Consider the following 25,464-nt stretch of genomic DNA (forward strand, 5'->3'; position numbering starts at 1 on the left):
GATTTCTTTGTCACTTAGCGTAAATTTAGTGATGTAATTTAACTGATCGTACATGATGTACTTTTGGTGTTTTTCGTTCAATATAGCTTGTCTTTTTAACCTTAACTAAAGGTTGGGGGAAGCTGTATTAGCGCGGTTATAGGGATATTAATTGATAGTCATATCAAGTCTTCACGGAACCAAGTCCGCATAGTTATTCTTCATGGATATTTATCTTAAAGATAGTTATGTCGATAGTTAGATTAATACATATATTAATACTTATATTGATAGAAAATGTTAATCGTTATACGTCATCTATTTACTTTAGGTCCTTAGCTTAAGGTAAACACTTCTTTATTAAAGTCATCCTTGAGTAGCTGCAGTCAGCAATTAGTGTAATTGCTCTGGTTTCACTGTTTTTATAAAATTTAAATAAGTTTGGAGACTTAATATGAGTAACTTTAAAGTAGCGGCGCAACGTGCATTAAACATGATGGACTTAACGACGCTTAATGATGATGATACAGATGCGAAAGTAATTGAACTGTGTCACAAAGCAAAAAGCGCGGCAGGTAATACGGCTGCTGTTTGCATCTATCCTCGTTTTATTCCTATCGCACGTAAAACGTTGAATGCAATTGGTGCTGAAACGGTAAAAATTGCAACAGTAACAAACTTCCCACACGGTAACGATGATGTTGCTATCGCGGTTGCTGAAACGAAAGCGGCTGTAGCATACGGCGCAGATGAAGTGGACGTAGTATTCCCATACCGCGCACTAATGGCCGGAAATGCGGAAGTTGGTTTTGAGCTTGTGAAAGCATGTAAAGCAGCTTGTCCTGCCAACGTACAACTTAAAGTTATCGTTGAGACTGGCGAACTTAAGACTGAAGCACTGATTCGTCAAGCGAGTGAGATCTCGATTGATGCAGGTGCAGACTTCATTAAAACATCAACAGGTAAAGTGCCTGTGAATGCAACACTCGAATCCGCGAAGATCATGCTTACTGTGATCAGTGAGAAAAACACCGATGTTGGTTTCAAACCCGCGGGTGGTGTTAAAAATGCTGAGCAAGCAGGTGAATACCTTGCATTAGCAGAATCAATTCTAGGTCAAGACTGGGTCTCTCCAGCCAAATTCCGTTTCGGTGCTTCAAGCCTGCTTGCTAACTTATTAGCTGAGCTTGAGTTAGTTGAGATCTCATCAGTAGAGAAAGCAGCTGATAGCAGCGGTTACTAACTATCTCGTTCCGGGTTCGATAAAGCAATATCCCCAAACAAAGTGTGCTGTATTGATTAAGACCAAATGTGAGATGGCTTAATCAATATACCACGTGCTTATTCGATCCTAACTTTCTGTATTTAACGAAGCACTTCCCATTTTAAGGAGTAGCTTTTTCTTATTTAAGGAATAGGTAGTTATGTTTATACCGCAAGAGATTATTCGTCGTAAACGTAATGGCGAAATATTAAGTCGTGCTGAAATTGAACATTTTGTTAATGGTATTGTTGATAACAGCATTTCGGAAGGACAGATCGCTGCATTTGCAATGGCGACTTATTTTAATGACATGAACATGGATGAACGTATTGCGATCACATCAGCAATGCGAGATTCAGGTGACGTATTGAGTTGGGATGCAATGCAACTTAATGGCCCAATCGTCGATAAGCATTCAACGGGTGGTGTCGGTGATGTCATTTCACTGATGCTTGGTCCTATGGTTGCGGCTTGTGGTGGTTTTGTTCCGATGATTTCAGGTCGAGGCCTGGGTCATACCGGCGGTACACTCGATAAATTAGATGCGATCCCTGGTTACCAAACAACGGTTGATAATGCGCTATTTCGCCAAGTGGTAAAAACCAGTGGCGTCGCGATTGTTGGTCAATCAGCAAATCTAGCACCTGCGGATAAACGTTTCTACGGTATTCGTGATATTACCGCGACAGTAGAGTCTATCTCGTTGATCACGGCTTCTATATTATCGAAGAAACTGGCTGCTGGTCTTGATGCATTAGTGATGGATGTAAAATCGGGTAGTGGTGCGTTCATGCCGACTCATGAGCAATCAGTAGAACTGGCTAAAAGTATTGTTTCAGTTGCCAATGGTGCAGGTTGTAAAACATCGGCTTTAATCACAGATATGAACCAAGTATTGGCAAGCAGTGCTGGTAATGCAGTGGAAGTGCGTGAAGCAGTGCGTTTCTTAACGGGCGAATACCGTCACCCACGTTTATTCGCTGTCACAATGGCACTCTGTGTGGAAATGTTATTGTCAGCAAATCTAGCGACAGACGTAGATGATGCACGTAATAAATTACAAGCAGTATTAGATAATGGCAAAGCGGCAGAATTATTTGGCACTATGGTTTCAGGTTTAGGTGGTCCAACTGATTTTGTTGACAACTATGACCTACACTTACCAAAAGTCGAGATTATTCGTCCAGTATATGCAGCACAAAGTGGCTATTTAACTGAGATGGATACCCGTGGTTTTGGCATGGCGGTTGTTGCTATGGGTGGTGGTCGCCGTGTGGCGACAGATCAAATCGATTATGCTGTTGGCTTATCTGATATTGCTGCGCTGGGTCAGCAGTTAGATGCACAAACACCAGTTGCTATGGTGCATGCTCGTAGTGACGCACAGTTTGAAGCTGCACAAGCAGAGATCTTGAAATCGATTCATATCGGTGACATGCAGCCTGCTGCAAGTGCCGATGTTTATCAACAAATTAGACTTTCAGATGTTTAACAATTAGTTAATATTTAATGTAGAGCATAGTTAAAAATAGATAATAAAAATAGGTCAGAATGATGAAACGTACAATTATATTAATGTTGGATTCATTGGGTATTGGTGCTTCTGCCGATGCTGATAAATTTGGTGATGTAGGCAGCAACACGTTTGGTCACATAGCTCAATGGTGTGCCGAAGGAAAAGCGGATGAGGGTCGTGAAGGCCCATTACATATCCCTAATTTAACCAAACTGGGTCTTGCGCATGCTTGCGGGGATAGTGTGGGTTCATTTCCTGCAGGCTTAGATGAAAGCGCAGAGGTTATTGGTGCATACGGTTACGCACAAGAGATCTCAAGTGGTAAAGACACGCCAAGTGGTCATTGGGAGATCGCAGGTGTACCTGTGTTGTTTGATTGGGGTTATTTCTCGGATACCGAAAACAGTTTCCCACAAGAATTACTGGATCAGTTAGTAGAACAAGCAAACTTACCGGGTTATTTAGGTAACTGCCATTCTTCAGGTACTGAGATCTTAGATTTGTTGGGTGCTGAGCACATGGCATCGGGTAAACCAATTTTCTATACCTCGGCAGACAGTGTATTCCAAATTGCTTGTCACGAAGAGACCTTTGGTCTTGAACGTTTACTTAAGTTATGTGAATTAGCACGTGAATTATTAGAACCGTACAACATTGGCCGTGTTATTGCGCGTCCATTTATTGGGGCTGATAAGAGTGATTTTGCGCGTACTGGTAATCGCCGTGATTATTCGGTATTACCGCCAGCGCCAACCTTACTTGACCGTATGGTTGAGGCTGGTGGTGAAGTGGTAAGTGTGGGTAAAATTGCCGACATTTATGCACACCAAGGCATTACTAAAAAAGTGAAAGCAACGGGCCTTGAAGCATTATTTGATCTGACGTTAGAGCAAGTAAAACAAGCGGGTGATCAAACGATCGTATTCACTAATTTCGTTGATTTTGACTCATCTTGGGGTCACCGTCGCGACGTAGCTGGTTATGCCAAAGGGCTAGAGTACTTCGATACGCGTTTACCTGAGTTACTTGAGATCCTCGGCGAAGACGATATTGTGGTATTAACTGCCGATCATGGTTGTGATCCAACGGCTCCGGGTACAGATCATACCCGTGAACATATTCCAGTCATCTTTTATGGTCAAAATGTACCAAAAGGTCCGCTGGGTTTACGTGACACATTTGCTGATATTGGTCAGTCAATTGCGGCGTATCACGGTTTACCTAAGCTTGATTACGGTAAAAGTTTTTTATAAATAATAATGTTTATAAATACACTATTTCATAAATAAAAGTACTCAGCTAAGAATGCTGAGTATAACCAAAACACAAAAGGTAACTATAATGGCAACTCCACATATTAATGCAGAAAAAGGTGATTTCGCTGAAACGGTATTATTCCCAGGTGATCCACTACGCGCTAAATACATCGCAGAAACATTCTTAGAAGATATAAAGCAAGTGAATGACGTGCGTAACATGTTAGGTTTCACGGGCACTTACAAAGGTAAACGTATTTCTGTTATGGCTTCTGGAATGGGCGTTCCGTCTTGCTCTATCTATGCAAAAGAGCTAATTACAGAATTCGGTGTTAAAAATCTGATCCGTATTGGTAGCTGTGGTGCGATTAGCACTGACGTTAAAGTACGTGATGTTGTGATCGGCATGGGGGCATCGACTGATTCTGGGGTTAATCGCGCACGTTTTGATGGTTATGATTTTGCGGCTATCGCATCATGGGAGTTATTAAGTAAAGTAACACGTGCAGCTAAAGCATGTAATATTGATGTGAAAGTTGGCAACATTTTCACCGCCGATTTATTCTACACACCAAAGCCTGAATCATTTGATACAATGGAAAAATTGGGGATATTAGGTGTAGAAATGGAAGCTGCTGGTCTATACGGCGTTGCTGCTGAATTCGGCGCAAATGCTATTTGTATCTGTACTGTATCTGATCACATCCGTACTGGTGAAGTTACAACGGCTGAAGAACGTCAATTAACATTCAATGACATGATCATCATGGCATTAGAGTCTGTGTTAATCGAAGACTAATACCTAGTTTTATTGATAATGCCCGCTAATGCAAATTGGTGGGCATTTTTTATCTGTAATATCCTACTATGAGTACTCTCACTCGTGTGATATTGATGAACGCTTGTATCAACAGCATGCAAGGTTTACACTTATCCCACATTCCTTATTCCTTGTTAAAAGAGAACATAATGGCTGGTCCTCAGTTTATTTATTCGATGCATCGTGTTGGCAAAATTGTGCCACCGAAGCGTCATATTCTTAAAGATATCTCACTCAGTTTCTATCCAGGCGCTAAGATCGGCGTATTGGGTCTAAACGGCTCTGGTAAATCAAGCTTATTACGTATCATGGCTGGCGTAGATCAAGACTTCGAAGGTGAAGCGCGTCCATTAGCGGGTACTAAAATTGGTTACTTACCGCAAGAACCCGTTCTAGATCTAGAAAAAACAGTACGTGAAGTTGTTGAAGAAGCGATTTCAGAATTGAAAGATGCAATGGCTGGTCTTGACCAAGTGTATGCTGATTATGCCGAACCGGATGCGGATTTTGATAAGCTAGCGAAGAAACAAGAAAAGTTTGAAGCTATTATTCAAGCACACGATGGTCACAACATCGAAAACCAACTAGAGCGTGCTGCGGATGCATTACGTTTACCTGAATGGGACAAAAAAATTAAACTCCTATCGGGTGGTGAACGTCGCCGTGTTGCTATCTGTCGTTTGTTACTTGAAAAACCAGACATGCTACTACTTGACGAACCAACTAACCATTTGGATGCAGAATCTGTGGCTTGGTTAGAACGCTACCTACACGACTATGAAGGCACTGTTGTTGCTATTACGCATGATAGATATTTCCTTGATAATGTAGCCGGTTGGATCTTAGAGCTTGACCGTGGTGAAGGTATTCCATGGGAAGGTAACTACTCGTCTTGGTTAGAACAAAAAGATGAGCGTTTGGCACAAGAGTCATCAAAAGAAAGCGCACGCAAAAAGTCGATTGAAAAAGAATTAGAATGGGTACGTTCAAATCCGAAAGGCCGCCAAGCGAAAAGTAAAGCACGTATGGCGCGTTTTGAAGAGCTTAACCAATCAGATTACCAACGTCGTAACGAAACCAATGAACTGTTTATCCCACCGGGTGAGCGTTTAGGCGACAAGGTAATTGAAGTTGAAAACCTAGGTAAAGCCTATGATGGTCGCGTATTAATTGACGACTTATCATTCTCTATGCCAAAAGGCGCAATCGTCGGTATTATCGGTCCCAATGGTGCAGGTAAATCAACGTTATTCAAAATGCTAGATGGCACTGAATCACCAGACTCGGGGTCTATCTCAATCGGTGAATCAGTGCAAATTGCCAGTGTTGATCAGTTCCGTGATCACATGAACGGCGAGAACACAGTGTGGCAAGAATTGTCAGACGGCCTTGATATCATCAAGATCGGTAACTTTGAAATGCCATCGCGTGCTTATTGCAGCCGTTTTAACTTTAAAGGTACCGACCAGCAGAAACGTGTTGGTCACCTGTCGGGTGGTGAACGTGGTCGTTTACACTTAGCTAAATTGCTACAAGCTGGTGGTAACGTATTACTGCTGGATGAGCCAACCAATGACTTGGATATCGAGACATTACGTGCACTTGAAGAAGCAATTCTCGAGTTCCCAGGTTGTGCGATGGTTATTTCCCATGACCGTTGGTTCCTTGATCGTATCGCGACGCATATCTTAGATTACCGTGATGAAGGTAAAGTGAACTTCTACGAAGGTAACTACACAGATTACGAAGGCTGGTTGAAGAAAACCTTAGGGCCAGAGGCGACACAACCGCACCGTATTAAATACAAACGCATTAGTTAATCTTGCCGTCATCTTTGACGAAATAACGACAAATGTGAATTAAGAGTAAAAGCCTGTAATTATGATATTACGGGCTTTTTTTTGCTTGTTTTATTCACTGTGTATAATGGCTTTATCTTTAAATCACGATGAGATGTGGTTATTGCTCTGATTTGAAATGGAGAATAAGTTGTTGTTCGTTCAGTGTTTGTGATGAAATTTTGATTTCGATTTAACAACTTGGCAGAATGGCGACACAACATAAACAATGGATTGTTTTATTCCCTGTGACTTTTATTAAATACGCTATTTTCATCACCCTCACCTTATCTTTCAGTATTGGCACTTTTACAGTACGAGCTGAATATAAAACCGAGCATGTTCGTATTTTATTGCCGCCTACGTCGATAGTTCAATCTGCGGGTTACTATATGGCGCAGCATAAGGGGTTTTTCAGTGCGCAGGGTTTTAATGCTGACTTAATTTCGATGCGTTCTCATCAATCAATCAGCCAAGCTGTCGATCAAGGAGAGGCCGAATACGGGGTGACGAATGCGGATGTATTGATTGCAAAAGCCAATGGCCGGGCACTCGTTGCCATTGCTGCCATATTTCAACACTCTCCGAGTGCTTTATTAGTATTAAAAAACAAAGGCATGAATAAGTTAGCCGATTTAAATGATAAGCGGGTGCTGTTACTACCTGAATTTAAAGATATTGAAGTGCTCAGTTTATTACGTAAACAGCATATTCATTCAATTAATATCTTATCCCCTTCGGTCACACGTGATATTACGACTTTAGTAAACAATCAATTTGACGCCCTCAGCATTAATTTAACCCGTGGCCCCTATAACGCCGTACGTCAGGGCGTGGAACCGATTATTTTTATGCCAAAAGATTATGGTATCGATTTTTACAGTGGCTTCTTATTTACCAGCGTAACAGAAGCAAGCTTAAACCCCGAACGTGTCGCTGCAGTACGGACGGCGGTGTTACAGGGATGGGAATACGCATTAACACATACCGAAGAAACGCTTGATGTATTGGTGGCGTTGAATCAACCGTTACCGTCGGCTGCTTTGGATGTATTACGTAATCAATTTAAATATCAGTTAATCACTATGCGGGATTACATTTTGCCTGATTTTGTGCCCTTGGGGTATATTAATCGCCAGCATCTTGTTGATATTCAACAGCAACTTATTGATCTTAATTTTATTTCACAAGGCAGTGATTTTAGTCAGTTTATTTATACGCCGCCCCGCGCCAAAATAGACTGGCAAGTGTGGGGCGTTTGGGTCAAAGTTATCGTCGTGGCGTTATTATTTAATGGTTTGTGGTTATTTTATTTGTTAATCATCAACCAAAGGTTAAAACGCGAAGTACTGGAAAGAAGGCGTGCCGAGCAACAGGTTCGGTATGCAGCGATGCATGATAACTTAACTGGGCTAGCAAACCGGGCGCAGCTGATGGAGACACTTGAACATATTCTGCCGCTGGCTAAAAAAGGCAAGATAACACCGGTATTATTGTTCATGGATCTGGACCGCTTTAAGTTAGTCAACGACCGCTATGGGCATGCGGCAGGAGATGAACTACTTATTGCCGCTGCGCAGCGTATGTCACGTTTACTCGGCGCGCCAGGCGAGTTATTAACGCGGTTAGGCGGGGATGAATTTGTGGTTTTACTGACAAACTCTAATCTCCGCTATGCAGGTCAACTAAGTGAACAAATCGAACGTACTTTATTACAATCATTCGCCTTATCTGTGTGTAATGTATCTATCGGCATTAGCATTGGTTATAACGTTTATCAGCACGATATGAGCGCTGATGAGCTATTGACAGGTGCAGATAACCAGATGTACGAAATAAAAAGTGAGCATCATCAAAAAAGAAAGCAAATAGTCTGTTAAGTGGCACTTATTTTGCTTGTTTCTCGTTATTATCTATTACTTGACGCTTTGTACGTGTACTCAGTAGTAACGAGCAGACTTTTCCCTGTAAATAACGATGGTCGTGTTTTCTATGTCATCCCTTACCGATGCATTTGACCGTCGCTTATTTTAGTCGTAAGTGTCTAGCCGTAATAGTTGTATTCATTTTCCTATTTAAGCAGTGATCGCCAGCATGGAATTATCTCATTACGCCGACGTAATTAAAAAATTAACGACCTTGTATCATGAACCTGATTTTAGTCTTTTGTTCGCACAGTTGACTGAAGGTGAAACGAACAGTAAACGTTTTTTGATCAAGATGGAGGTCAATCGCCTTTCTGCGCTGACTCGGCGGATCCTCGATTTTCGTCAACGCGGTGATAGTGGCGCGGTAGCGTATGAGTATGATGATATTTTACATCACATTAATCCAGTCGAAATTAAGCTTTTAGAAACATTATTAGCCCAGCACCAAGGTAATTATACGCTGGGTATCTATGAAGAAGTATTGGCTTTTCATCAACGTGAACGCAGTAAACCGGTGAATGAGCGCAATGTGATAACGGTTGAACCCGCAGCTAAATTTGCAGTCGAACCGATTCAGTATGCGTCATATTTTGTGCGTAACGAAGAGCGTATGCACTACAGTTCTGCGATAAAAATGCGGTTTGGCGACCGTGTTATTGATGCCATGACCTCCGATTTATCCACCAGTGGCATTAAAGTCAAAGTGAATAAAAGTCACGGCATTGTGATCGGCAGCGTAGTGAATGTGAACTTTTCGAGCTTACGCCAAGAATATGCGAACCATTTATTACGTGATTTTTTTACTTATAAACTCATGGGCATCGATGAAGAAGAGAAGTTTGATTATTTACGTTTAATGCGGATTGACGAGAATAATGAATTAGATACCTTTATCAGTAAATTGATCGCGCAAAATAAAAGTAAATACAAAGTTAACGTCCGTTATCAAGAAGAGAATGTCGTTGTAAAAGGGTATGAACAGTTCTTTTTACCACGAATGTCAGGCTTACCCTTGTATATCTCGGGTGATGAACAGCCTGTATTGAGTCATTTGTTGTTGAATGAAAATAATCGTGGTGTATACGATTATTGGATCAATGAAGAATCTAAAAGTCAGCTTGAAGCATGTTGGCAGACACCTTGGATGCAAGGGTTACTACAGACCAAGAAAAGTATTGAAACGACCATTTACAGTTTTTATTATACGCAGAATGGGCGATTGTACTTTTACGCCGCCGACGCGATTAGTTTGGCTAAGTCAGGTTTGAAGGCCTTATTTTTGTCTTTTGCTTGTCAACGTCCTAATTTCAGGGCATTTAAATTTTCATTATACCCGTCAGTGTTTGATGAAAATAAACATTTACTGGAAGCTGAAAGTCACCAACAGCCGATAGGGTCGACAGCGCTCACGGCATTACAAGATATTCGTTGGGTGGGATTACTGCAAGACATTACCAATGAAAATATTCTGAATGATTATAAAGCGTATGCGCAGCACGGCAGTGACTTTAACCAGTTGCATCAATATCGTTTACCGGCTGCGGATCAACGCGCGATATTAGCCCAGTTTAAGTTTGTACAATTACGTAAAGAAGCCCGATTCAGTTACAAAACGGCGATTGTCGTGAGTCATACCGAACGTAGTATCAAAGGTTGGAGTAATGATTTTTCGACGGAAGGATTACAGATCGAATTAGAATCGCCGTTGGATGTACAGATCGGTCATCGCGTTTACCTTGAACTGCCGATGTTACAAAAACTGTCGAAGAAAATAGCGCTCGCCAATTTACCTTACAGTGTTGTTGGCTGTAATAAAGCGAAAACAATTCTACACTTGCAGATCGTCGGTGATAAAGAGGCGCACATTGGCTGTAAATTCTTTAGTTTGTTGATCAGTAGTAATAAAGACAAGTTAAAAAGTACTCCAGAGCCAACGCAATCACCGGGTGTCACCGCGGTACTACGGAATATGTATTGCCAGCATTTAGCGACTATGCCCTTGTATATTCATAAGGTAAACACGAGTTACCAGATGGACAGGATAGGCATTAGCCCGAACGAAAATAGTTTAGCACCGCTGTTTGAATATTTTGGGCAAGCTGAATCCCGCTATAATCTGTACCCTCTGTTATCAGATAATAATATTAAACAGGTTTTCGATGATGCATTAGCCGGGTTAGAACCCACTTATCGCCCTTGGCAGCAGGTGCTTTATATTTCGATTGCAGCCAGTGATTCGGTAGTCACAACGCGATTTGAAAAAGATTTTAGTGATGAGCATGAACGCCGCCAGTTCATTACCCATAGTTTACAAAAAGGCGTTTTCTTTGCGATCCAAGTGATGCTGTCTCGTACTGGGCGGCCGGATATGGAGTACATTGAAAAAGAACTTAACTACGTTAGCCATTATGCGATACACAGAGCACAAAAGCTTGAAGACGAATTATGGAGTGTACGCGGAGTGGTGGATCTGATTGATGTGTCTGATGAGTTGTTGTATCGACTCGGTTTACGCCGTATGCGTTAGTTAGCGTTGATCTATTGAGTCTATTGATTAATAGAGTCCACGTAAACAACCGCTCACGTGGACTCTATTCATTTTAAATTAGGTTACGACCAGCTTGCGTCCACACAGCTCGCGGCCTGTAGCAGTCCGACTAGCCCTTCTAGATCATGATGATTTAATGCCACTTGCGCTTGCTGTTGGACAATCGGTTTAGCATGAATGGCCACACCGAGTGCCGCACTTTTCAACATGATTAAATCATTAGCGCCATCACCAATCGCGACTGTTTGCTGCGGGGCAATTTGATATTCCTGTGCGAGTGCTTGCAGGGTATCGGCTTTCACCTGCGCATCAACAATATCGCCAATAACCTGACCCGTTAAGATACCATCGACGATTTCGAGTTCATTGGCATAAACAGCATCAAACCCTAAATCATCTTGTAGACGCTTAGCAAAGTAAGTAAACCCGCCTGACGCGATCGCTACTTTCCAGTTTGCTTGGTGCAAGGTGGCAATCAATAACTCTAAACCGGGCATTAGTGGCATGGCATCGGCAACTTGGGTTAATACGCTTTCTGGGCAGTTGGTTAGCGTCGCCACGCGCGAACGTAGGCTTTCAGAAAAATCTAATTCACCATTCATGGCGCTCGCTGTTACCGCTGCGACTTGTTCACCGACGCCTGCCAGTTTAGCTATTTCATCAATACATTCAATTTGAATGGTCGTTGAATCCATATCCATTAATACCACCCCCGGTTGCTTTAAACTCGGTAGTGTTTGGCTTAATGCATAATCAACATGGTAATCATTACCCCAGCTTGCTAACGTATCTTTAAATTGCTGCTGTAGTTCATCTGATAACGTGGTAAAGCCTAAAACAATAATGTCACCTTGATTGGCTGTTGTTGCGCATTGGGCTTGCTTGTCGGTTAATGCGTTATGGTTTAATGCATAGTTCGCTGGTGGATATAGGGTAATATCACCTGCACCTTGCATTGACAGCTGCAGTTGACTCAATGCTGACAGTAGGTTGAGCAGCGCGTCACTTGTTATACATGGCGCGATTAAAGTGAGATAATAGTAACTACTGTTATCACTACTATTTCGGCTATTTATTGGCAGTTCTTGCGCCGAAATATTAAATTGACCCTGACAATAAGTGACATGTTTTATTTCAGTGCTTTGCAAGGTTAACAATTGTGGCCATGCTATTGGCGGAGTATTACTAAATAAAGTCTCAGCGAGTTGAGTCATTTTGCTACTAATCCTTGTAATCGATAGGTTACTGCTAGCAAAGATAACGTATTCGACTTAAAATTGCGATTCGTAATTACGGTATTCAGAAAGGAGCTCGTTGTGGTTAAAGGCAAGAATAATGACAATCCTGTAAATACAGAGCTGGTTCCGCATGAACCACATTTAGCGACGAACCAGACGACCAAGTATAATCAAGATGGTAAATCTAATGGCCGTAATAAGTTCTTAAAGCGTCAAACTTCATTATTGATTGCGTTAAGTCTTAGTTCATTCTTCATTTTTATAGCGATCTCGTTATATGACAATGTCACGGCCTCTCGTTATCACCAGGTTGATATGTTGGTGCATTCATTATTGGATTATCCGACCAAAATGGCGGCTAACTTGATTGTCGCACGTGAGTCGACCGATCGTAATACCAGCATTAACAGTAAAAAACAGCTCCAACAGCTGGTGGATGAAGTCAGCGAAAATCAGTATGTCACTAGCCTGCATATTTTTGCTGAAGATGGTAAGTTATTAAGTTCTTCTCAAGAAGACTATATGGCAGAATTATTGGCTAAAAAACAATATGCAGCACCCAAGGGGGTGCGTGTTTATCTCAAACCGATATTGGCAGACAACAAACCTGTGGGTTTTTTACAGTTGCATTTTAGTTATCAACAAATGCTTAAAACCTTCACTATTTTCCAGTTTGACGCCACTAAGTCTATTTTAATCTTGTTTCTGTTGTTATTGCTGTTTGGTGTCATTATCGGTGTGACGATCAACCGCGTTCATCATAAGTTTCGTTCAAAAGGGTAATAAAATGTCTAAACATATACATATTCTGGGTATTTGTGGCACGTTTATGGGTGGCATTGCAGTACTGGCTAAACAGCTAGGTTATAAAGTGACGGGTTCTGATGCCAATGTTTACCCGCCAATGAGCACCCAATTAGAAGAGCAAGGTATCGAACTTATCGACGGTTATGAGCCGAGCCAGCTTGATCCAGCGCCAGACATGGTGATTGTAGGTAATGCCATGTCACGTGGAAATCCTTGTATAGAATACATGTTAGACCGGAAACTCGCTTATACTTCTGGACCACAGTGGCTATCTGAACATTTATTACAACACCGTTATGTGATTGCGGCTTCGGGTACCCATGGTAAAACCACGACTGCGGCTATGATTGCATGGATCTTAGAATATGCGGGATTAGAACCGGGTTTTTTAATTGGCGGCGTACCCCAGAACTTCACTGAATCGGCACGCTTAGGCTGTGGTTATTTCTTTGTCATCGAAGCGGATGAGTATGATACGGCCTTTTTCGATAAGCGTTCTAAGTTTGTCCATTACCAACCCAATACCCTGATCATGAATAACCTTGAATATGACCATGCCGATATTTTTCCTGACTTAGCGGCGATCCAACGTCAATTTCATCACGTAGTCAGAACCGTCCCCAGTAATGGCCTGATCTTAATGCCAGAGGATGTACCGGCATTGGATGACGTGATACAACAGGGTTGCTGGACGCCAGTGCAGTCTTTATGTTTAGAGAATAAAACTCAGGGTCCTGAAAATAAAGCATTAGGCGCTGAAGGCGGCAGCCACTGGCAAGCGAAGAAATTACGTGACGATGCCAGCCAATTTGAAGTTTACTGCAAAGGTGAGTTAGCGGGTGTGGTGACGTGGGATTTAATTGGCGATCATAATTTACAAAACGGCATGATGGCAATCGCAGCAGCGCATTATGCGGGCGTAGAGTTAAACCAAGCCATAGCAGGATTAGGGGCGTTTAAAACCCCGAAGCGACGTATGGAGGTCAAAGGTGAAGTGCAGGGTATCCGCGTTTATGATGACTTTGCACACCACCCCACGGCGATCGCCACGACATTAGCTGGATTACGCGCCGCTGTCGGTAGTGAACGTATCATTGCCGTATTAGAACCACGCTCAAACACCATGCGCATGGGCACGCATCAACAAGCATTAGCGCAATCATTAATGCAGGCAGATGATGTGTTGTTATATCAACCCGAAGGTTTAGATTGGAATCTACAACCGGTTGCTGATGAGCTATGTGTGACTAATGGTTCGGGTGCGATAAATGAATCAGGTATAGATAATCGTCATAAAGCCGCTATTCATCAGCACATTGATGGTTTGATCACTGAGATTACGACGCGGGCGAAAGCACAGGCAGGTCCTTGCCATGTACTAATTATGAGTAATGGTGGCTTTGCGGGTATTCATGATAAATTGTTAGCTAAATTAGAAATGAAATCATAATTAGACAAATGATCACTAGAAAATGATGAAATATATGAAGAAGGGCGATGACTATCATGCAAACTAAAACGGCTGAATTTAGCAAACGTATTACCTTAGGGATTAGTGGTGCGTCAGGCTCACAATATGCGGTACGTTTATTGGAATTATTATTAGCGGCGGATGTGCAAGTACATTTGCTGATGTCGGATGCAGCTAAAGTGGTAATGGCAACCGAAACTGATGAAATATGGCCAGCAGACAATAAAGCACTACAGCTGTTTTTAACCGATAAATATCAAGCAAAAGCAGGGCAGTTATTCGTGCCAAGCAGTAAAGATTGGTTCTCGCCAGTTGCCTCGGGTTCGGGTGCACCAAAACAAATGGTTATTTGTCCGTGTAGTATGGGGACCGTTGCTGCGGTGGCGCAAGGCATGTCGACTAACTTATTACACCGTGCTGCTGATGTGGTATTAAAAGAGCGTGGTCAACTGGTATTGATCCCTCGTGAAACGCCATTATCACCGATCCATTTAGAAAACATGCTGAAGTTGTCTCGCTTAGGGGTAACCATCATGCCTGCTGCACCGGGTTTTTACCGAAAACCGAAAACCCTTGATGATTTAATTGATTTAATGGTCGCTCGTATTCTTGACCACTTAGATGTTGACCAATCTATTTATGCAGGTTGGGGCCGTTAAGCGTTAGATATCGATCCCCTCCCTTGACTGTAAGGGGAGGGGCGAATCCGTGCTAGCGTTAAGCTTTCGCTAATGCAGACGTTACATACTTTTCTAAAAACTCAATAATACTTTTTTTATCCATTGCTTGAGGTTGATTCACTAATTGCAAGATCATATAACCTTGGTTGGATAGACTACGGGCAAATTCAGTGGTGGTTAAATAGGTATTTATTTCACCCGATGCGATAGCAGGTTCTATCTTGTTGCTGATAATTGCGATGTTGTTATCGAGTAGCGCCAGATAACGCGGCCAAGTATCTTCTCGAATAGAGGAACTCCATTCTAACCAAATGTAAGTGAATTGTGGATTATTGATGGCGGCGTCAACAAAATCGGCTAAATAGTCATGAATGGCTTGATGCGCGCTTTTACTTGGTTGCCCTGCAAGGTCAATAAAGTTCTTACTTACCATGTGGCTAAAGAAGTCTTCGATTTGTATTAATACACTGTCTACCAGTTGTTCTCTGCTACTGAAATAGTTAAATACAGTGGCAACGGACACCTGTGCTAACTCTGCGATTTCTGCGTGGCCAGCACGGCCAAGACCGCGTTTAGAGAATACTTCAATCGCACACTGCATTAATTGTTCGCGACGGGCTTCGGGAGAGAGACGGGTGCGCCGTCTGATTACTGCAGGCATTTCCATATGTTGCATCCAAGTAGAATAATTTAAAATGTTAATTTATTGTTAAGGTTATCATTAGGCCTGTACCGAGTTCAACCGTGAAGTGAAACTAATCTCGTTTCTAAGTGATAATAACTCGTATTTAACGATTACAATCTCAGTGGTTTTTAATGAAACTATTTCGACTATTGCCATTAGGCTGTTAAACTGTGCGCAATTTTTAGATATCAACGTTGAAAATAGTTATTTTTGAAGTTGTATATTTTAGACATACATTTTTAGAGAACGGTATTTATCGGTTATTTGCTGGTTGGTACTGGGATCGTTTGGAGAAATTACCATGAAACACACTGTTGAAGTGATGATCACTGAAGCTGACGTGCAAGCAAAAGTAAAAGAATTAGCGGCACAAATCGAAACGCATTATAAAGATACTGAAACGCTAATCATCGTTTGCTTATTACGTGGTTCGGTTATTTATATGTCAGATCTGTGTCGTCATATTAGTTTACCGATTGAGTTAGACTTTATGACAGCATCAAGCTACGGTAATTCAATGGAAAGTAACCGTGATGTCCGTATCTTAAAAGACTTAGATAGCGACATTAAAGGTAAAGATGTACTTATCGTTGAAGACATCATTGATACTGGTTTCACACTGAGCAAAATCAAAACGATGTTAGAATTGCGTGATCCTAAATCAATCACCATTACGACACTATTAGACAAGCCGTCTCGTCGTGAAGTTAATGTACCGGTTGATTGGGTTGGTTTTGAGATCCCAGACGAATTCGTGGTTGGTTATGGTATCGATTACGGTCAGAAATACCGTAACCTACCTTACGTAGGTAAAGTGGTACCGTTAGAAGGTTAATTTTTACTTAATCTGTTCGAGTCGTTTAAGCCGTTCAGCCGCAATCGCTGATCTTATTTTAAACGACTCGCTTTTATAATTACCTTGTTAGACTTTCGGTTTTAGTCTTTGGTCCTATAGTTAGTCTCTACTCCACCCTCGCATTTCTACGCTATTCCAGTATAATTCATCTCCCATTCTTCACTAGGTTTGTTCATCTCATGACGTTAGCACTTGAAATAAAAGGGCTCCAGAAGACGTATTCTGGCGGAGTTCAAGCGGTAAAAAATATAAATCTTACCGTAGCCAAAGGTGATTTTTATGCGCTGTTAGGGCCTAACGGTGCGGGTAAGTCAACGACTATCGGCGTGATGAGCTCACTGGTAAATAAAACCGCCGGACAAGTTAAGATCTTCGGTTTTGATATTGATACTGATCTTGAAGCGGCCAAGAGTAAGATCGGTTTAGTACCACAAGAATTTAATTTTAACCCGTTTGAAAAGGTTGAAAATATTATTGTCAATCAAGCGGGTTATTATGGTGTACCGCGTAAAGAAGCGTTAGTGCGTTGTGAAGCACTACTAAAACAACTGGAATTATGGGACAAACGCCATGAAGCGGCGCGTAATTTATCTGGTGGTATGAAACGTCGATTAATGATCGCGCGTGCATTAGTGCATGATCCAGAACTGCTTATTTTAGATGAACCAACGGCCGGTGTTGATATTGAATTACGTCGTACCATGTGGGAATTCTTGCAGCGTAAGAATGAGCAGGGTATTACTATTATTTTGACCACCCATTATTTAGAAGAAGCAGAAATGCTGTGCCGTAATATCGGTATTATTGATAAAGGCTTGTTGATTGAGAATACCTCAATGAAAAACCTGTTATCGCAATTAAATAGTGAGTCCTACTTACTTGATATAAAGAGCCAGCTTGATATAAACAGCCAATTAATCAAGCCTGAATTAGACGGCTACAGCTGTCGATTATTGGATGATCATACCTTAGAGGTCGATGTGGCTAAAAATCGCGGGTTAAATTCGTTATTCGCGCAATTGGCGACAATGAACATCCAAGTTCAAGGTATTCGTAATAAAGAAAATCGTCTCGAAGCGTTATTCATGAACATAGTCGAGCAGGGGCGTAACAAAGACTTAAATGGGTTAACAAAATGAAACAAAATTATTTAATCGCGTTTAACAGTATTCTGAATAAAGAGATCACCCGCTTTACGCGTATTTGGGTGCAAACCTTAGTACCGCCAGCAATTACCATGTCGTTATACTTTGTCATCTTCGGTAACCTGATTGGCTCTCGTGTCGGCCAGATGGAAGGGTTTAGCTACATGGCGTTTATTGTTCCAGGCTTGATCATGATGTCGGTGATCACCAACTCTTATTCTAATGTGGCGTCGTCGTTTTACAGCGCCAAGTTTCAAGGCAATATTGAAGAGTTATTAGTCTCACCGGTACCCACTTATATCATTATCGCCGGTTATGTCGGTGGCGGTGTTACGCGTGGTTTACTCGTTGGCTTTATTGTGACTTGTGTGTCGCTGTTCTTTGTACCATTACAAATACACAGCATATTAGTGATCGTGACTACGTTATTGCTCACCTCTATTTTGTTTTCGTTAGCTGGGTTGTTAAATGCTATCTTTGCTAAAAGCTTTGACGATATTTCGATTATCCCTACGTTTGTATTAACGCCATTAACCTATTTAGGTGGGGTGTTTTATTCAACGTCACTGTTACCACCAGTATGGGAAACTATTTCACACGCCAATCCGATCATTTATATGGTCAGCGCATTCCGTAATGGTTTTTTAGGCATCGAAAACATTCCATTATTCTATTCATTTACGGTCATCATTGGTTTTATTGCCGTGCTTTATGCATTGGTATATCGCTTGATCAGTAAAGGAGTGGGTTTAAGAAGTTAATGAAGAAGACTTGCTCTTAGTTCCTCCCTCTTGTTTTTATTCATAGATAAGAAGGGGGGGAGACTAAGAGGAATTATCACTTAATATTAAAAAATCGGTAAAACAAATGAATACTCAGCAGCAAACAACACAAGACGATTCGATGGGTAACTCTCGAGAGATAACAACTAACCAAACGGGCTTAAACGAGCACCTAGATGAAGTTGTATTAAAACACCTTAAGCACAAATTCCGTAAGCCATACCGTCAGCATACCGTTGACGCGTTTGAGCAGATGCAAGCGATTGTAGCCGCAGATCCACGTCCGATTATTTTTGATTCTTGCTGTGGTGTAGGTGAAAGCACCGCGAAGATCGCGCAGTTGCACCCTGACTGTTTGGTATTTGGTATGGACAAGTCAGCCGACCGTTTAGACCGTAACGAACAGCACCGTCATGCCCATCAAATCGATGGGCAGGTATATCACTTATTTCAGGTTGATTTAAACGATCTGTGGCGTTTAGCCGTGGATGCAGGTTGGCAGTTACATAAACACTATATCTTGTACCCAAATCCATGGCCAAAAGCCAAACATTTACAACGACGTTGGCATGGTGCTGCGGTATTCCCGTCAATCTTAGCGTTAGGTGGTGAATTAGAGCTGCGTAGCAACTGGCAATTATATTTACAAGAATTTCAGCATGCTTTATCACTGGCGAATGTAAAAAGTGAATTACAGACGTACAAAGCATTAGAAGCAACCACACCATTTGAGCGTAAGTATTGGGCGAGTGGCCAAACGTCTTGGCAGTTAATCGCTAAGTTATAACGTTTAAAATTATTTTTAATCAGTAAGATCAAAAAGCCTAATATCTCTGAAGTGACCCCATTAGGCTTTTTGATCTTAAATGCATAACAGAAAGGAATTAAGCTTCTTTAGTTTTGTTATGATTGCGTATAACACTCATAATTAATACATATGCAACACCCAGCATCAAGCCAAGTAGTGTACCTAATACTAGAATAAGCGCACGTTTTGGCTTATCACGTGTTTTTGGTAACTTAGGCTCATCTGTAAAGCGATAGAAATTAAAATTATCGAGTTGCATTGTCTTATCATAATTAAGCCATTTTTCTATTAATAGGGCATTACTATTTACCACTGCATTGTTTTCATGATTAGCCAGTTGTTGACTTAAAACAAATTTTTCTGCCGATAATATTTCATAACCTTTAGTATAATCTGGTGCTGATTCGAGCGAAATATTTTGAGTCACAAAGTTTTTAATATTCGCCCTTTTTGCGATTTTAATATTTATTTCAATGTCGTTTATTTTTTCTTCAAGTTGGATTTTCTCACTGTCGCTTATATTGTCGTTAAAATTAACCATTTGTTGCAAGCCGAAAGATAATTCAGTGGATATCAGATCTCGAAGGCGTTCCATCATAATATCATTAATAAAGTCAAGATAAGATTGGTTCAGTACTAATGCATCTTCGGGTTTAATTGCGCTGATAGTAATGTTAGTACCGATGTTGTTATTAAAATTTACTTTCTTGATATCTTCTGCTGTAAAGGATATGTTTTGAGCAACCCATTCATACGCATAATTATTTTGTTCTACTTGATTAAATTGATTTTCGGCAACAACAGCTTTAAATAGTGGTTGGGCTTTAAAAAATTTAACTTGGTTCGTTGTCATCCGCGCTTCTTTAACATATAGATAATGTAACGCTTCAATACTGGGCAATTGATTGTAGTTTTTGCTGTTATCAATATTGATTACTTGATCACTAGTTTTTGCTTCACGTGCTGCATCGATATTTTTATTTAATGTTCTAATACCCTCGTTAATCAATTCTCGGGTGAAGTTATATTGCTTAACTTGTTGTGGCGTCGGGGTATCAACCGTTACGCTAACCGACCATATTTCAGTCGCGTTTAATGCATAAACTAGAGAAAACAGCATAAATACGAGTGTAATTGAGATTATCTTCAGTTTTTCTTGCCATAGAGTGGAAAATAGCGCAAAAAGATCTATTTCATCGTTATTATCATGACTGCTATGTTGTTGAGGTTGATTGATCATTTAGCTCTCGAGGTAACGTTAAAAGAGTTATCATCACTTAAATGGCAAGATAACGTGTTAATCTGATAAATTCAGCGGGTATTTTACTGCAATTAAGTAGGGAATGAAAGGGCCCTTTAAATGGAGAAAAGGTTTAAGCCGCTTATAATGTAATACACCGTAACTTTTTACGTGTTAAATCGATCAACGATAAAATAATTAATGTATAATAATGCGCTTACATCTATTTACATAACTATTGTTTTTCATTTGATATAATATGCGGAGCCTTTCACTTTAGTAGTTGTTTTAAATTGTAAGTATATATGGCTGAAGAATGATTTTAAATTAATGCTTAGTCATGATTATTAGCTCAATATTGCTATGTCGGTCACGTTTTAGCTATCACTATCAAATAATTTTGATTATATTTAATGACATTTAGTTATCTATTAGGGAGTAATTTAATTACTTGCCCAAAATAAAGGAATATGCGAGTATTGCCCTCCGTTTTGAAGGGCTGTAGAAGAGTAATAAAGATAACGAATCGCTTTATTACTGAGTATAAATATTTTATAACAATGTATAATTTAGTGAATTATCAGTCTTGGGGTACTGCAACCCTAGGGCGGTAGCGTGTTTTTTTTCCATCATTGCAGTATAACCCCGCTTTATTTAAAAACAAAAATTGGATCATATGAAGCATTATAAAAAATTACTGTTAGCTATTGTTTTTCCTGTCATTTTAGCCAGTTGCACTGTGCCAGGTTCTTACCTAAATGCATCTGCAAGTACCAATGATGATAGTTCAGAAACGGTTGATATTTTAGAGCGTGTTAATCTATATCCATTAACAGCAGACAAAATGGCAATGTATAAAGCCCCCCGTTTGAGTGCGCAGATTAATCCTGAGTTAGATGACAAAGTAGCCGCCTACGAATACCGTATTGGTGCTGGTGATATTTTAAATGTAACGATTTGGGACCATCCTGAATTAACCATTCCAGCAGGCTCTTACCGCAGCGCGAGTGAATCGGGTAACTGGGTACATGCCGACGGTACTATTTTCTATCCTTATATTGGTTTTGTGCATGTTGCAGGTAAAACGGTCGTTGAAATTCGCGCCATCTTAACGACAAGATTAGCTAAGTTCATTGAAACTCCGCAGGTTGACGTTAACGTAGCCGCGTTCCGTTCTAAAAAAACCTACATCACGGGTGAAGTGAACGAACCGGGTCAACAATTTATTACCAATGTACCGTTAACATTGCTTGATGCAGTCAACCACGCTGGTGGCTTAGCCGCTGACGCAGATTGGCGTAATGTGACTTTAACGCGTCAAGGTATTGAGCAAACATTGTCTTTGCATGCCTTAATGCAACGCGGTGATTTAACTCAAAACCGTTTGTTACTTCCAGGCGATATTGTGCATGTGCCACGTAATGATGGTCAAAAAGTGTTTGTTATGGGTGAAGTGAACGAGCCTAAATTATTGAAAATTGATCGTGCAGGCATGAGCCTGACCGAAGCATTAAGTAATGTCGGTGGTATTAATCAATTGGCTGCAGATGCTACCGGTATCTTTGTGGTGCGTGCTAATCGCAGTGTTGAATCAGGTGCTAACAGCAATATCATTGCAGATATCTATCAATTAGACATAACGAATGCCGCAGCGCTGGTAATTGGCACTGAATTTGAACTAAAACCTTATGATATTGTCTATGTGACTGCGGCTCCGATTACGCGTTGGAACCGTGTAATTGGTCAGATACTACCAACAGTGACTGGTTTTAATCAGCTGACTGAAGGCATCAAAAACGTGAGAGCTTGGTAATGTTTAATAATATTTTAGTGGTGTGCGTGGGTAATATTTGTCGCTCACCATCGGGCGAGTATTTGCTTAAGTCGTTATTGCCGAATAAAAATATTGCATCGGCAGGCGTTGGTGCGCTTGTCGGTAAACCAGCAGATAAACTGGCTTGTCAGGTTGCAGAAGAACACGGTATTAGTTTAGCTGGTCATCAAGGTCGTCAACTTACATCGGCATTGTGTCGTGAGTTTGATTTGATTTTAGTGATGGAGCAAAGTCATATCAATGCGGTTACCAATATTGCTCCTGAAGCGCGTGGTAAAACCATGTTATTCAGTCACTGGTTACAAAAACAAGATATTCCTGATCCATATCGTCAGAGCAAAGAAGCGTTTGATCATGCTTATAAATTGATTGAAGCCTCGGCAAACGCTTGGGCTAAAAAGATAGGTTAACAGCCGTTAAGTAGTCATTTATGTCGCACTGACGATGACTATTTAAGCTACTTATTAAGCAAGCTATTTAGCGCTTAAATTTAAAGTTGGAATTTGATTACTATGATGAGCAGCAATACTCTCAATCAGACGAACAAACCGCAGCAGTCACAGCAAGTAATAAAAAGCAGTGATGCGGATGAAATCAATTTAGGTAAGTTATTCGGTATATTACTGGATGCGCGGTGGAGTATTATCGCGATTACGTTTATTTTTTCTGTATTTGGTGTCAGCTATGCGTTGTTAGCGACGCCAGTTTATAAAGCCGATGCATTAATCCAAGTGGAACAAAAAAGTGGTGGTATGTCTGCTCTTGTTGGTGACATGGGGGACTTATTTTCGAGTGAGTCTTCTGCGACTACCGAAGTTGAGATCATTAAATCAAGAATGATCTTAAGCCAAACAGTTGAAAAACTCAATTTAACCACACTTGCTGCACCTAAATACCTGCCTTATATAGGCAAAGGGTTGGCTCGTATGAGTGGCCAACCGAATGACATTATGATTAGTCGTTTTGAAATTCCAAGCTATGCCGGATCTGCATTTAGTTTGATTATTGATGATGCTGGTAAAGGTGCTTACTCATTATACAATGGTGATGGACGTAAGGTGTTATCTGGTATTGTAGGTGAATTAGCGCAGAACAATGATTATCGTTTGTTTGTACAGGCCTTGGTGGGTAAAAAGTCGGATGAATTTTCAGTCGTTAAACGATCGGTATTTGATGCAATTCAATGGTTACAACAGAATTTATCGGTAAGTGAACGCGGTAAACAAACCGGTATTTTACAGTTGACATTCAGCGACGAAGATAAAGTCTTAATCGAAAATATCCTTAATGATGTAAGCCAAAATTATTTCTTGCAAAATGTACAACGTAACTCGGCAGAAGCAGAAAAAAGCTTGGCGTTTTTACAAGGTCATTTACCAAATATTAAAACCGAGTTAACCGCTGCTGAAGATAGGCTTAACCGTTTCCGCCAAGATAATGAATCAATCGATTTAGGCTTAGAAGCGGAGTCAACGTTAAAAGTAATGGTGGCGTTAGAGTCGCAGTTAAATGAATTAACCTTTAAAGAAAGTGACATTAGCCAACGCTTTACTAAAGACCATCCGGCTTATAAATCGTTATTAGATAAACGTGAAGTCTTGTTAGCGAAAAAACAAGAGTTGAATGCACAAGTTCAAAAGTTACCAAAAACCCAGCGTGACGTATTACGCATGAAGCGTGATGTTGAAGTAAACCAGCAGATATATATTCAGTTGTTAAACAAAGTACAAGAGCTGAAAATTTTGAAAGCCGGTACGGTCGGTAATGTACGTATTCTTGATACAGCCCAGGCTTATAGCAAAGCAGTGAAACCGAAAAAATCATTGATTGTAATATTAGCGACATTATTGGGTGGCATGCTTTCTGTAGCTGTTGTACTTGTTCGTGCTGCGCTGCATAAAGGCATCGAAAACCCAGATGACGTTGAAGCGTTAGGTTTACCGGTTTATGCCAGCATCCCAATGTCAGATTGGCAGGCGGAAATGGACGTAAAGCTTAAACATAATAAGCGTAAAAAGAACTTTGAATTACATGAAACTTTGTTAGCAGAGTCGAACCCTGCTGATCTATCAATCGAAGCATTACGTGGCCTGCGTACCAGCATGCACTTTGCCATGATGGAAGCGAAGAATAATGTCGTTATGATCTCCGGCCCTGCGCCTGGTATTGGTAAATCGTTTGTATCGGTTAACTTTGCGGCTGTGATTGCCAAAACAGGACAAAAAGTATTACTGGTCGATGGTGACATGCGTAAAGGTTATTTACAACGTCATTTCAATCTTGACTGGGACAAGGGTTTATCAGAAATGCTGTCGGGTAAATTAGACACGAAAGACGTAATTAAGTTATCGGGTATTGAAAACCTAGACATTATTACCCGTGGTCAAATACCACCAAACCCTTCAGAACTGTTAATGCACCCACGCTTTGCTGACTTTATTACTTGGGCATCAAGTGAATATGATTTAGTACTGATTGATACTCCACCGGTACTGGCGGTAACAGACCCAAGCATTGTAGGTGCATTAGCGGGTACAACCTTAATGGTTGGTCGCTTTGGTCAAAATACCGTGAAAGAAATTGAAGTTGCACGTCATCGCTTTGAAATGGCTGGGATTGAAGTGAAAGGCTTCATTCTTAATGCGGTTGAGAAAAAGGCAAGTGCGTCTTATGGGTATGGTTATTATAACTATAGCTATGAGAGTGATAAATAATTTAAGCGTTTGTTAATATGTGTATTCGATATAAATGCCATGCTGGCTTTACGAT

General features: G+C 40.8%; 20 protein-coding genes. 17 read left to right on the forward strand and 3 right to left on the reverse strand.

Annotation, left to right across the window (positions count from 1 at the left end; all coding sequences use genetic code 11):
• Positions 1–433: 433 nt before the first annotated feature.
• The 7 genes from deoC to AKG98_RS02885 all read left to right on the forward strand — a co-directional run bounded on the left by deoC (position 434) and on the right by AKG98_RS02885 (position 11,128).
• Positions 434–1,222 (forward strand): deoxyribose-phosphate aldolase, encoded by a 789-nt coding sequence (gene deoC / locus AKG98_RS02855; RefSeq protein ID WP_067041126.1) that lies wholly within the window; start codon positions 434–436, stop codon positions 1,220–1,222.
• 181 nt (positions 1,223–1,403) lie between these two features.
• Positions 1,404–2,735, forward strand: coding sequence for a thymidine phosphorylase (gene deoA / locus AKG98_RS02860; protein WP_067041129.1), 1,332 nt, complete (start codon positions 1,404–1,406; stop codon positions 2,733–2,735).
• A 62-nt stretch (positions 2,736–2,797) separates the two neighbouring features.
• Entirely contained in the window at positions 2,798–4,012 is a 1,215-nt protein-coding gene (locus AKG98_RS02865) for a phosphopentomutase (protein WP_067041130.1), read from the forward strand.
• Between the two features lie 88 nt (positions 4,013–4,100).
• The gene (deoD, locus tag AKG98_RS02870) at positions 4,101–4,814 is read left to right on the forward strand and encodes a purine-nucleoside phosphorylase (protein ID WP_067041132.1); all 714 of its coding nucleotides are present in this window, start codon (positions 4,101–4,103) and stop codon (positions 4,812–4,814) included.
• Positions 4,815–4,984: 170 nt separating this feature from the next.
• Positions 4,985–6,655: an energy-dependent translational throttle protein EttA gene (gene ettA, locus AKG98_RS02875; RefSeq protein ID WP_067041134.1), complete on the forward strand. Its 1,671-nt coding sequence runs from the start codon at positions 4,985–4,987 to the stop codon at positions 6,653–6,655.
• A gap of 227 nt (positions 6,656–6,882) precedes the next feature.
• The gene (locus tag AKG98_RS02880; protein WP_228140191.1) at positions 6,883–8,553 is read left to right on the forward strand and encodes a GGDEF domain-containing protein; all 1,671 of its coding nucleotides are present in this window, start codon (positions 6,883–6,885) and stop codon (positions 8,551–8,553) included.
• A 214-nt stretch (positions 8,554–8,767) separates the two neighbouring features.
• Positions 8,768–11,128 (forward strand): PilZ domain-containing protein, encoded by a 2,361-nt coding sequence (locus tag AKG98_RS02885; protein ID WP_067041136.1) that lies wholly within the window; start codon positions 8,768–8,770, stop codon positions 11,126–11,128.
• Between the two features lie 83 nt (positions 11,129–11,211).
• Here AKG98_RS02885 and serB read toward each other — a convergent pair whose 3' ends face one another.
• Positions 11,212–12,363, reverse strand: coding sequence for a phosphoserine phosphatase SerB (serB, locus tag AKG98_RS02890; protein ID WP_067041138.1), 1,152 nt, complete (start codon positions 12,361–12,363; stop codon positions 11,212–11,214).
• A 102-nt stretch (positions 12,364–12,465) separates the two neighbouring features.
• Here serB and AKG98_RS02895 point away from each other — a divergent pair, with 102 nt between their 5' ends.
• The 3 genes from AKG98_RS02895 to AKG98_RS02905 are packed head-to-tail and all read left to right on the forward strand — an operon-like array spanning position 12,466 to position 15,324.
• The gene (locus AKG98_RS02895; protein WP_067041141.1) at positions 12,466–13,170 is read left to right on the forward strand and encodes an AhpA/YtjB family protein; all 705 of its coding nucleotides are present in this window, start codon (positions 12,466–12,468) and stop codon (positions 13,168–13,170) included.
• 4 nt (positions 13,171–13,174) lie between these two features.
• A complete protein-coding gene (mpl, locus tag AKG98_RS02900) occupies positions 13,175–14,644 on the forward strand; it encodes a UDP-N-acetylmuramate:L-alanyl-gamma-D-glutamyl-meso-diaminopimelate ligase (RefSeq protein ID WP_067041144.1) in 1,470 nt (489 codons plus the stop codon).
• Positions 14,645–14,700: 56 nt separating this feature from the next.
• A complete protein-coding gene (locus tag AKG98_RS02905) occupies positions 14,701–15,324 on the forward strand; it encodes a flavin prenyltransferase UbiX (protein WP_198155387.1) in 624 nt (207 codons plus the stop codon).
• Between the two features lie 58 nt (positions 15,325–15,382).
• Here AKG98_RS02905 and AKG98_RS02910 read toward each other — a convergent pair whose 3' ends face one another.
• Positions 15,383–16,012, reverse strand: a complete 630-nt coding sequence (locus tag AKG98_RS02910) for a TetR/AcrR family transcriptional regulator (protein ID WP_067041150.1) — start codon at positions 16,010–16,012, stop codon at positions 15,383–15,385.
• A gap of 319 nt (positions 16,013–16,331) precedes the next feature.
• Between AKG98_RS02910 and hpt the strand changes: the two genes are divergently transcribed.
• The 4 genes from hpt to AKG98_RS02930 all read left to right on the forward strand — a co-directional run bounded on the left by hpt (position 16,332) and on the right by AKG98_RS02930 (position 19,600).
• A complete protein-coding gene (gene hpt / locus AKG98_RS02915; protein ID WP_067041153.1) occupies positions 16,332–16,865 on the forward strand; it encodes a hypoxanthine phosphoribosyltransferase in 534 nt (177 codons plus the stop codon).
• Positions 16,866–17,065: 200 nt separating this feature from the next.
• The gene (locus AKG98_RS02920; RefSeq protein ID WP_067041156.1) at positions 17,066–18,025 is read left to right on the forward strand and encodes an ABC transporter ATP-binding protein; all 960 of its coding nucleotides are present in this window, start codon (positions 17,066–17,068) and stop codon (positions 18,023–18,025) included.
• Complete coding sequence (locus AKG98_RS02925; RefSeq protein ID WP_006029926.1) at positions 18,022–18,792, forward strand: ABC transporter permease; 771 nt, start codon at positions 18,022–18,024, stop codon at positions 18,790–18,792. Before AKG98_RS02920 ends, AKG98_RS02925 begins: the two co-directional genes overlap by 4 nt.
• Before the next feature lie 106 nt (positions 18,793–18,898).
• On the forward strand, positions 18,899–19,600 hold the full coding sequence (locus tag AKG98_RS02930) for a tRNA (guanosine(46)-N(7))-methyltransferase TrmB (RefSeq protein WP_067041159.1): 702 nt from the start codon (positions 18,899–18,901) through the stop codon (positions 19,598–19,600).
• 97 nt (positions 19,601–19,697) lie between these two features.
• On the opposite strand, the gene AKG98_RS02935 is transcribed toward AKG98_RS02930, so the two are convergent.
• Positions 19,698–20,861 (reverse strand): LPS O-antigen chain length determinant protein WzzB, encoded by a 1,164-nt coding sequence (locus AKG98_RS02935; RefSeq protein ID WP_067041161.1) that lies wholly within the window; start codon positions 20,859–20,861, stop codon positions 19,698–19,700.
• Positions 20,862–21,537: 676 nt separating this feature from the next.
• On the opposite strand from AKG98_RS02935, the gene AKG98_RS02940 reads away from it, so the two are divergent.
• From AKG98_RS02940 to AKG98_RS02950, 3 genes are all read left to right on the forward strand, one after another.
• Positions 21,538–22,674, forward strand: coding sequence for a polysaccharide export protein (locus AKG98_RS02940; RefSeq protein WP_067041165.1), 1,137 nt, complete (start codon positions 21,538–21,540; stop codon positions 22,672–22,674).
• Entirely contained in the window at positions 22,674–23,105 is a 432-nt protein-coding gene (locus AKG98_RS02945) for a protein tyrosine phosphatase (RefSeq protein ID WP_067041168.1), read from the forward strand. The genes AKG98_RS02940 and AKG98_RS02945 overlap by 1 nt, the downstream gene beginning before the upstream one ends.
• A gap of 102 nt (positions 23,106–23,207) precedes the next feature.
• Entirely contained in the window at positions 23,208–25,409 is a 2,202-nt protein-coding gene (locus AKG98_RS02950; protein WP_228140192.1) for a polysaccharide biosynthesis tyrosine autokinase, read from the forward strand.
• Positions 25,410–25,464: the final 55 nt, after the last annotated feature.

The organism is Moritella sp. JT01, from assembly GCF_001574435.1.
GTDB lineage: Bacteria > Pseudomonadota > Gammaproteobacteria > Enterobacterales > Moritellaceae > Moritella.

Excerpts from the sequence above, each read along its gene's own strand:
- deoC (WP_067041126.1), top strand. The coding sequence starts at position 434 with ATGAGTAACTTTAAAGTAGCGGCGCAACGTGCATTAAACATGATGGAC.
- deoA (WP_067041129.1), top strand. The coding sequence starts at position 1,404 with ATGTTTATACCGCAAGAGATTATTCGTCGTAAACGTAATGGCGAAATA.
- AKG98_RS02865 (WP_067041130.1), top strand. The coding sequence starts at position 2,798 with ATGAAACGTACAATTATATTAATGTTGGATTCATTGGGTATTGGTGCT.
- deoD (WP_067041132.1), top strand. The coding sequence starts at position 4,101 with ATGGCAACTCCACATATTAATGCAGAAAAAGGTGATTTCGCTGAAACG.
- ettA (WP_067041134.1), top strand. The coding sequence starts at position 4,985 with ATGGCTGGTCCTCAGTTTATTTATTCGATGCATCGTGTTGGCAAAATT.
- AKG98_RS02880 (WP_228140191.1), top strand. The coding sequence starts at position 6,883 with ATGGCGACACAACATAAACAATGGATTGTTTTATTCCCTGTGACTTTT.
- AKG98_RS02885 (WP_067041136.1), top strand. The coding sequence starts at position 8,768 with ATGGAATTATCTCATTACGCCGACGTAATTAAAAAATTAACGACCTTG.
- serB (WP_067041138.1), bottom strand. The coding sequence starts at position 12,363 with ATGACTCAACTCGCTGAGACTTTATTTAGTAATACTCCGCCAATAGCA.
- mpl (WP_067041144.1), top strand. The coding sequence starts at position 13,175 with ATGTCTAAACATATACATATTCTGGGTATTTGTGGCACGTTTATGGGT.
- AKG98_RS02905 (WP_198155387.1), top strand. The coding sequence starts at position 14,701 with ATGCAAACTAAAACGGCTGAATTTAGCAAACGTATTACCTTAGGGATT.
- AKG98_RS02910 (WP_067041150.1), bottom strand. The coding sequence starts at position 16,012 with ATGGAAATGCCTGCAGTAATCAGACGGCGCACCCGTCTCTCTCCCGAA.
- hpt (WP_067041153.1), top strand. The coding sequence starts at position 16,332 with ATGAAACACACTGTTGAAGTGATGATCACTGAAGCTGACGTGCAAGCA.
- AKG98_RS02920 (WP_067041156.1), top strand. The coding sequence starts at position 17,066 with ATGACGTTAGCACTTGAAATAAAAGGGCTCCAGAAGACGTATTCTGGC.
- AKG98_RS02925 (WP_006029926.1), top strand. The coding sequence starts at position 18,022 with ATGAAACAAAATTATTTAATCGCGTTTAACAGTATTCTGAATAAAGAG.
- AKG98_RS02930 (WP_067041159.1), top strand. The coding sequence starts at position 18,899 with ATGAATACTCAGCAGCAAACAACACAAGACGATTCGATGGGTAACTCT.
- AKG98_RS02935 (WP_067041161.1), bottom strand. The coding sequence starts at position 20,861 with ATGATCAATCAACCTCAACAACATAGCAGTCATGATAATAACGATGAA.
- AKG98_RS02940 (WP_067041165.1), top strand. The coding sequence starts at position 21,538 with ATGAAGCATTATAAAAAATTACTGTTAGCTATTGTTTTTCCTGTCATT.
- AKG98_RS02945 (WP_067041168.1), top strand. The coding sequence starts at position 22,674 with ATGTTTAATAATATTTTAGTGGTGTGCGTGGGTAATATTTGTCGCTCA.
- AKG98_RS02950 (WP_228140192.1), top strand. The coding sequence starts at position 23,208 with ATGATGAGCAGCAATACTCTCAATCAGACGAACAAACCGCAGCAGTCA.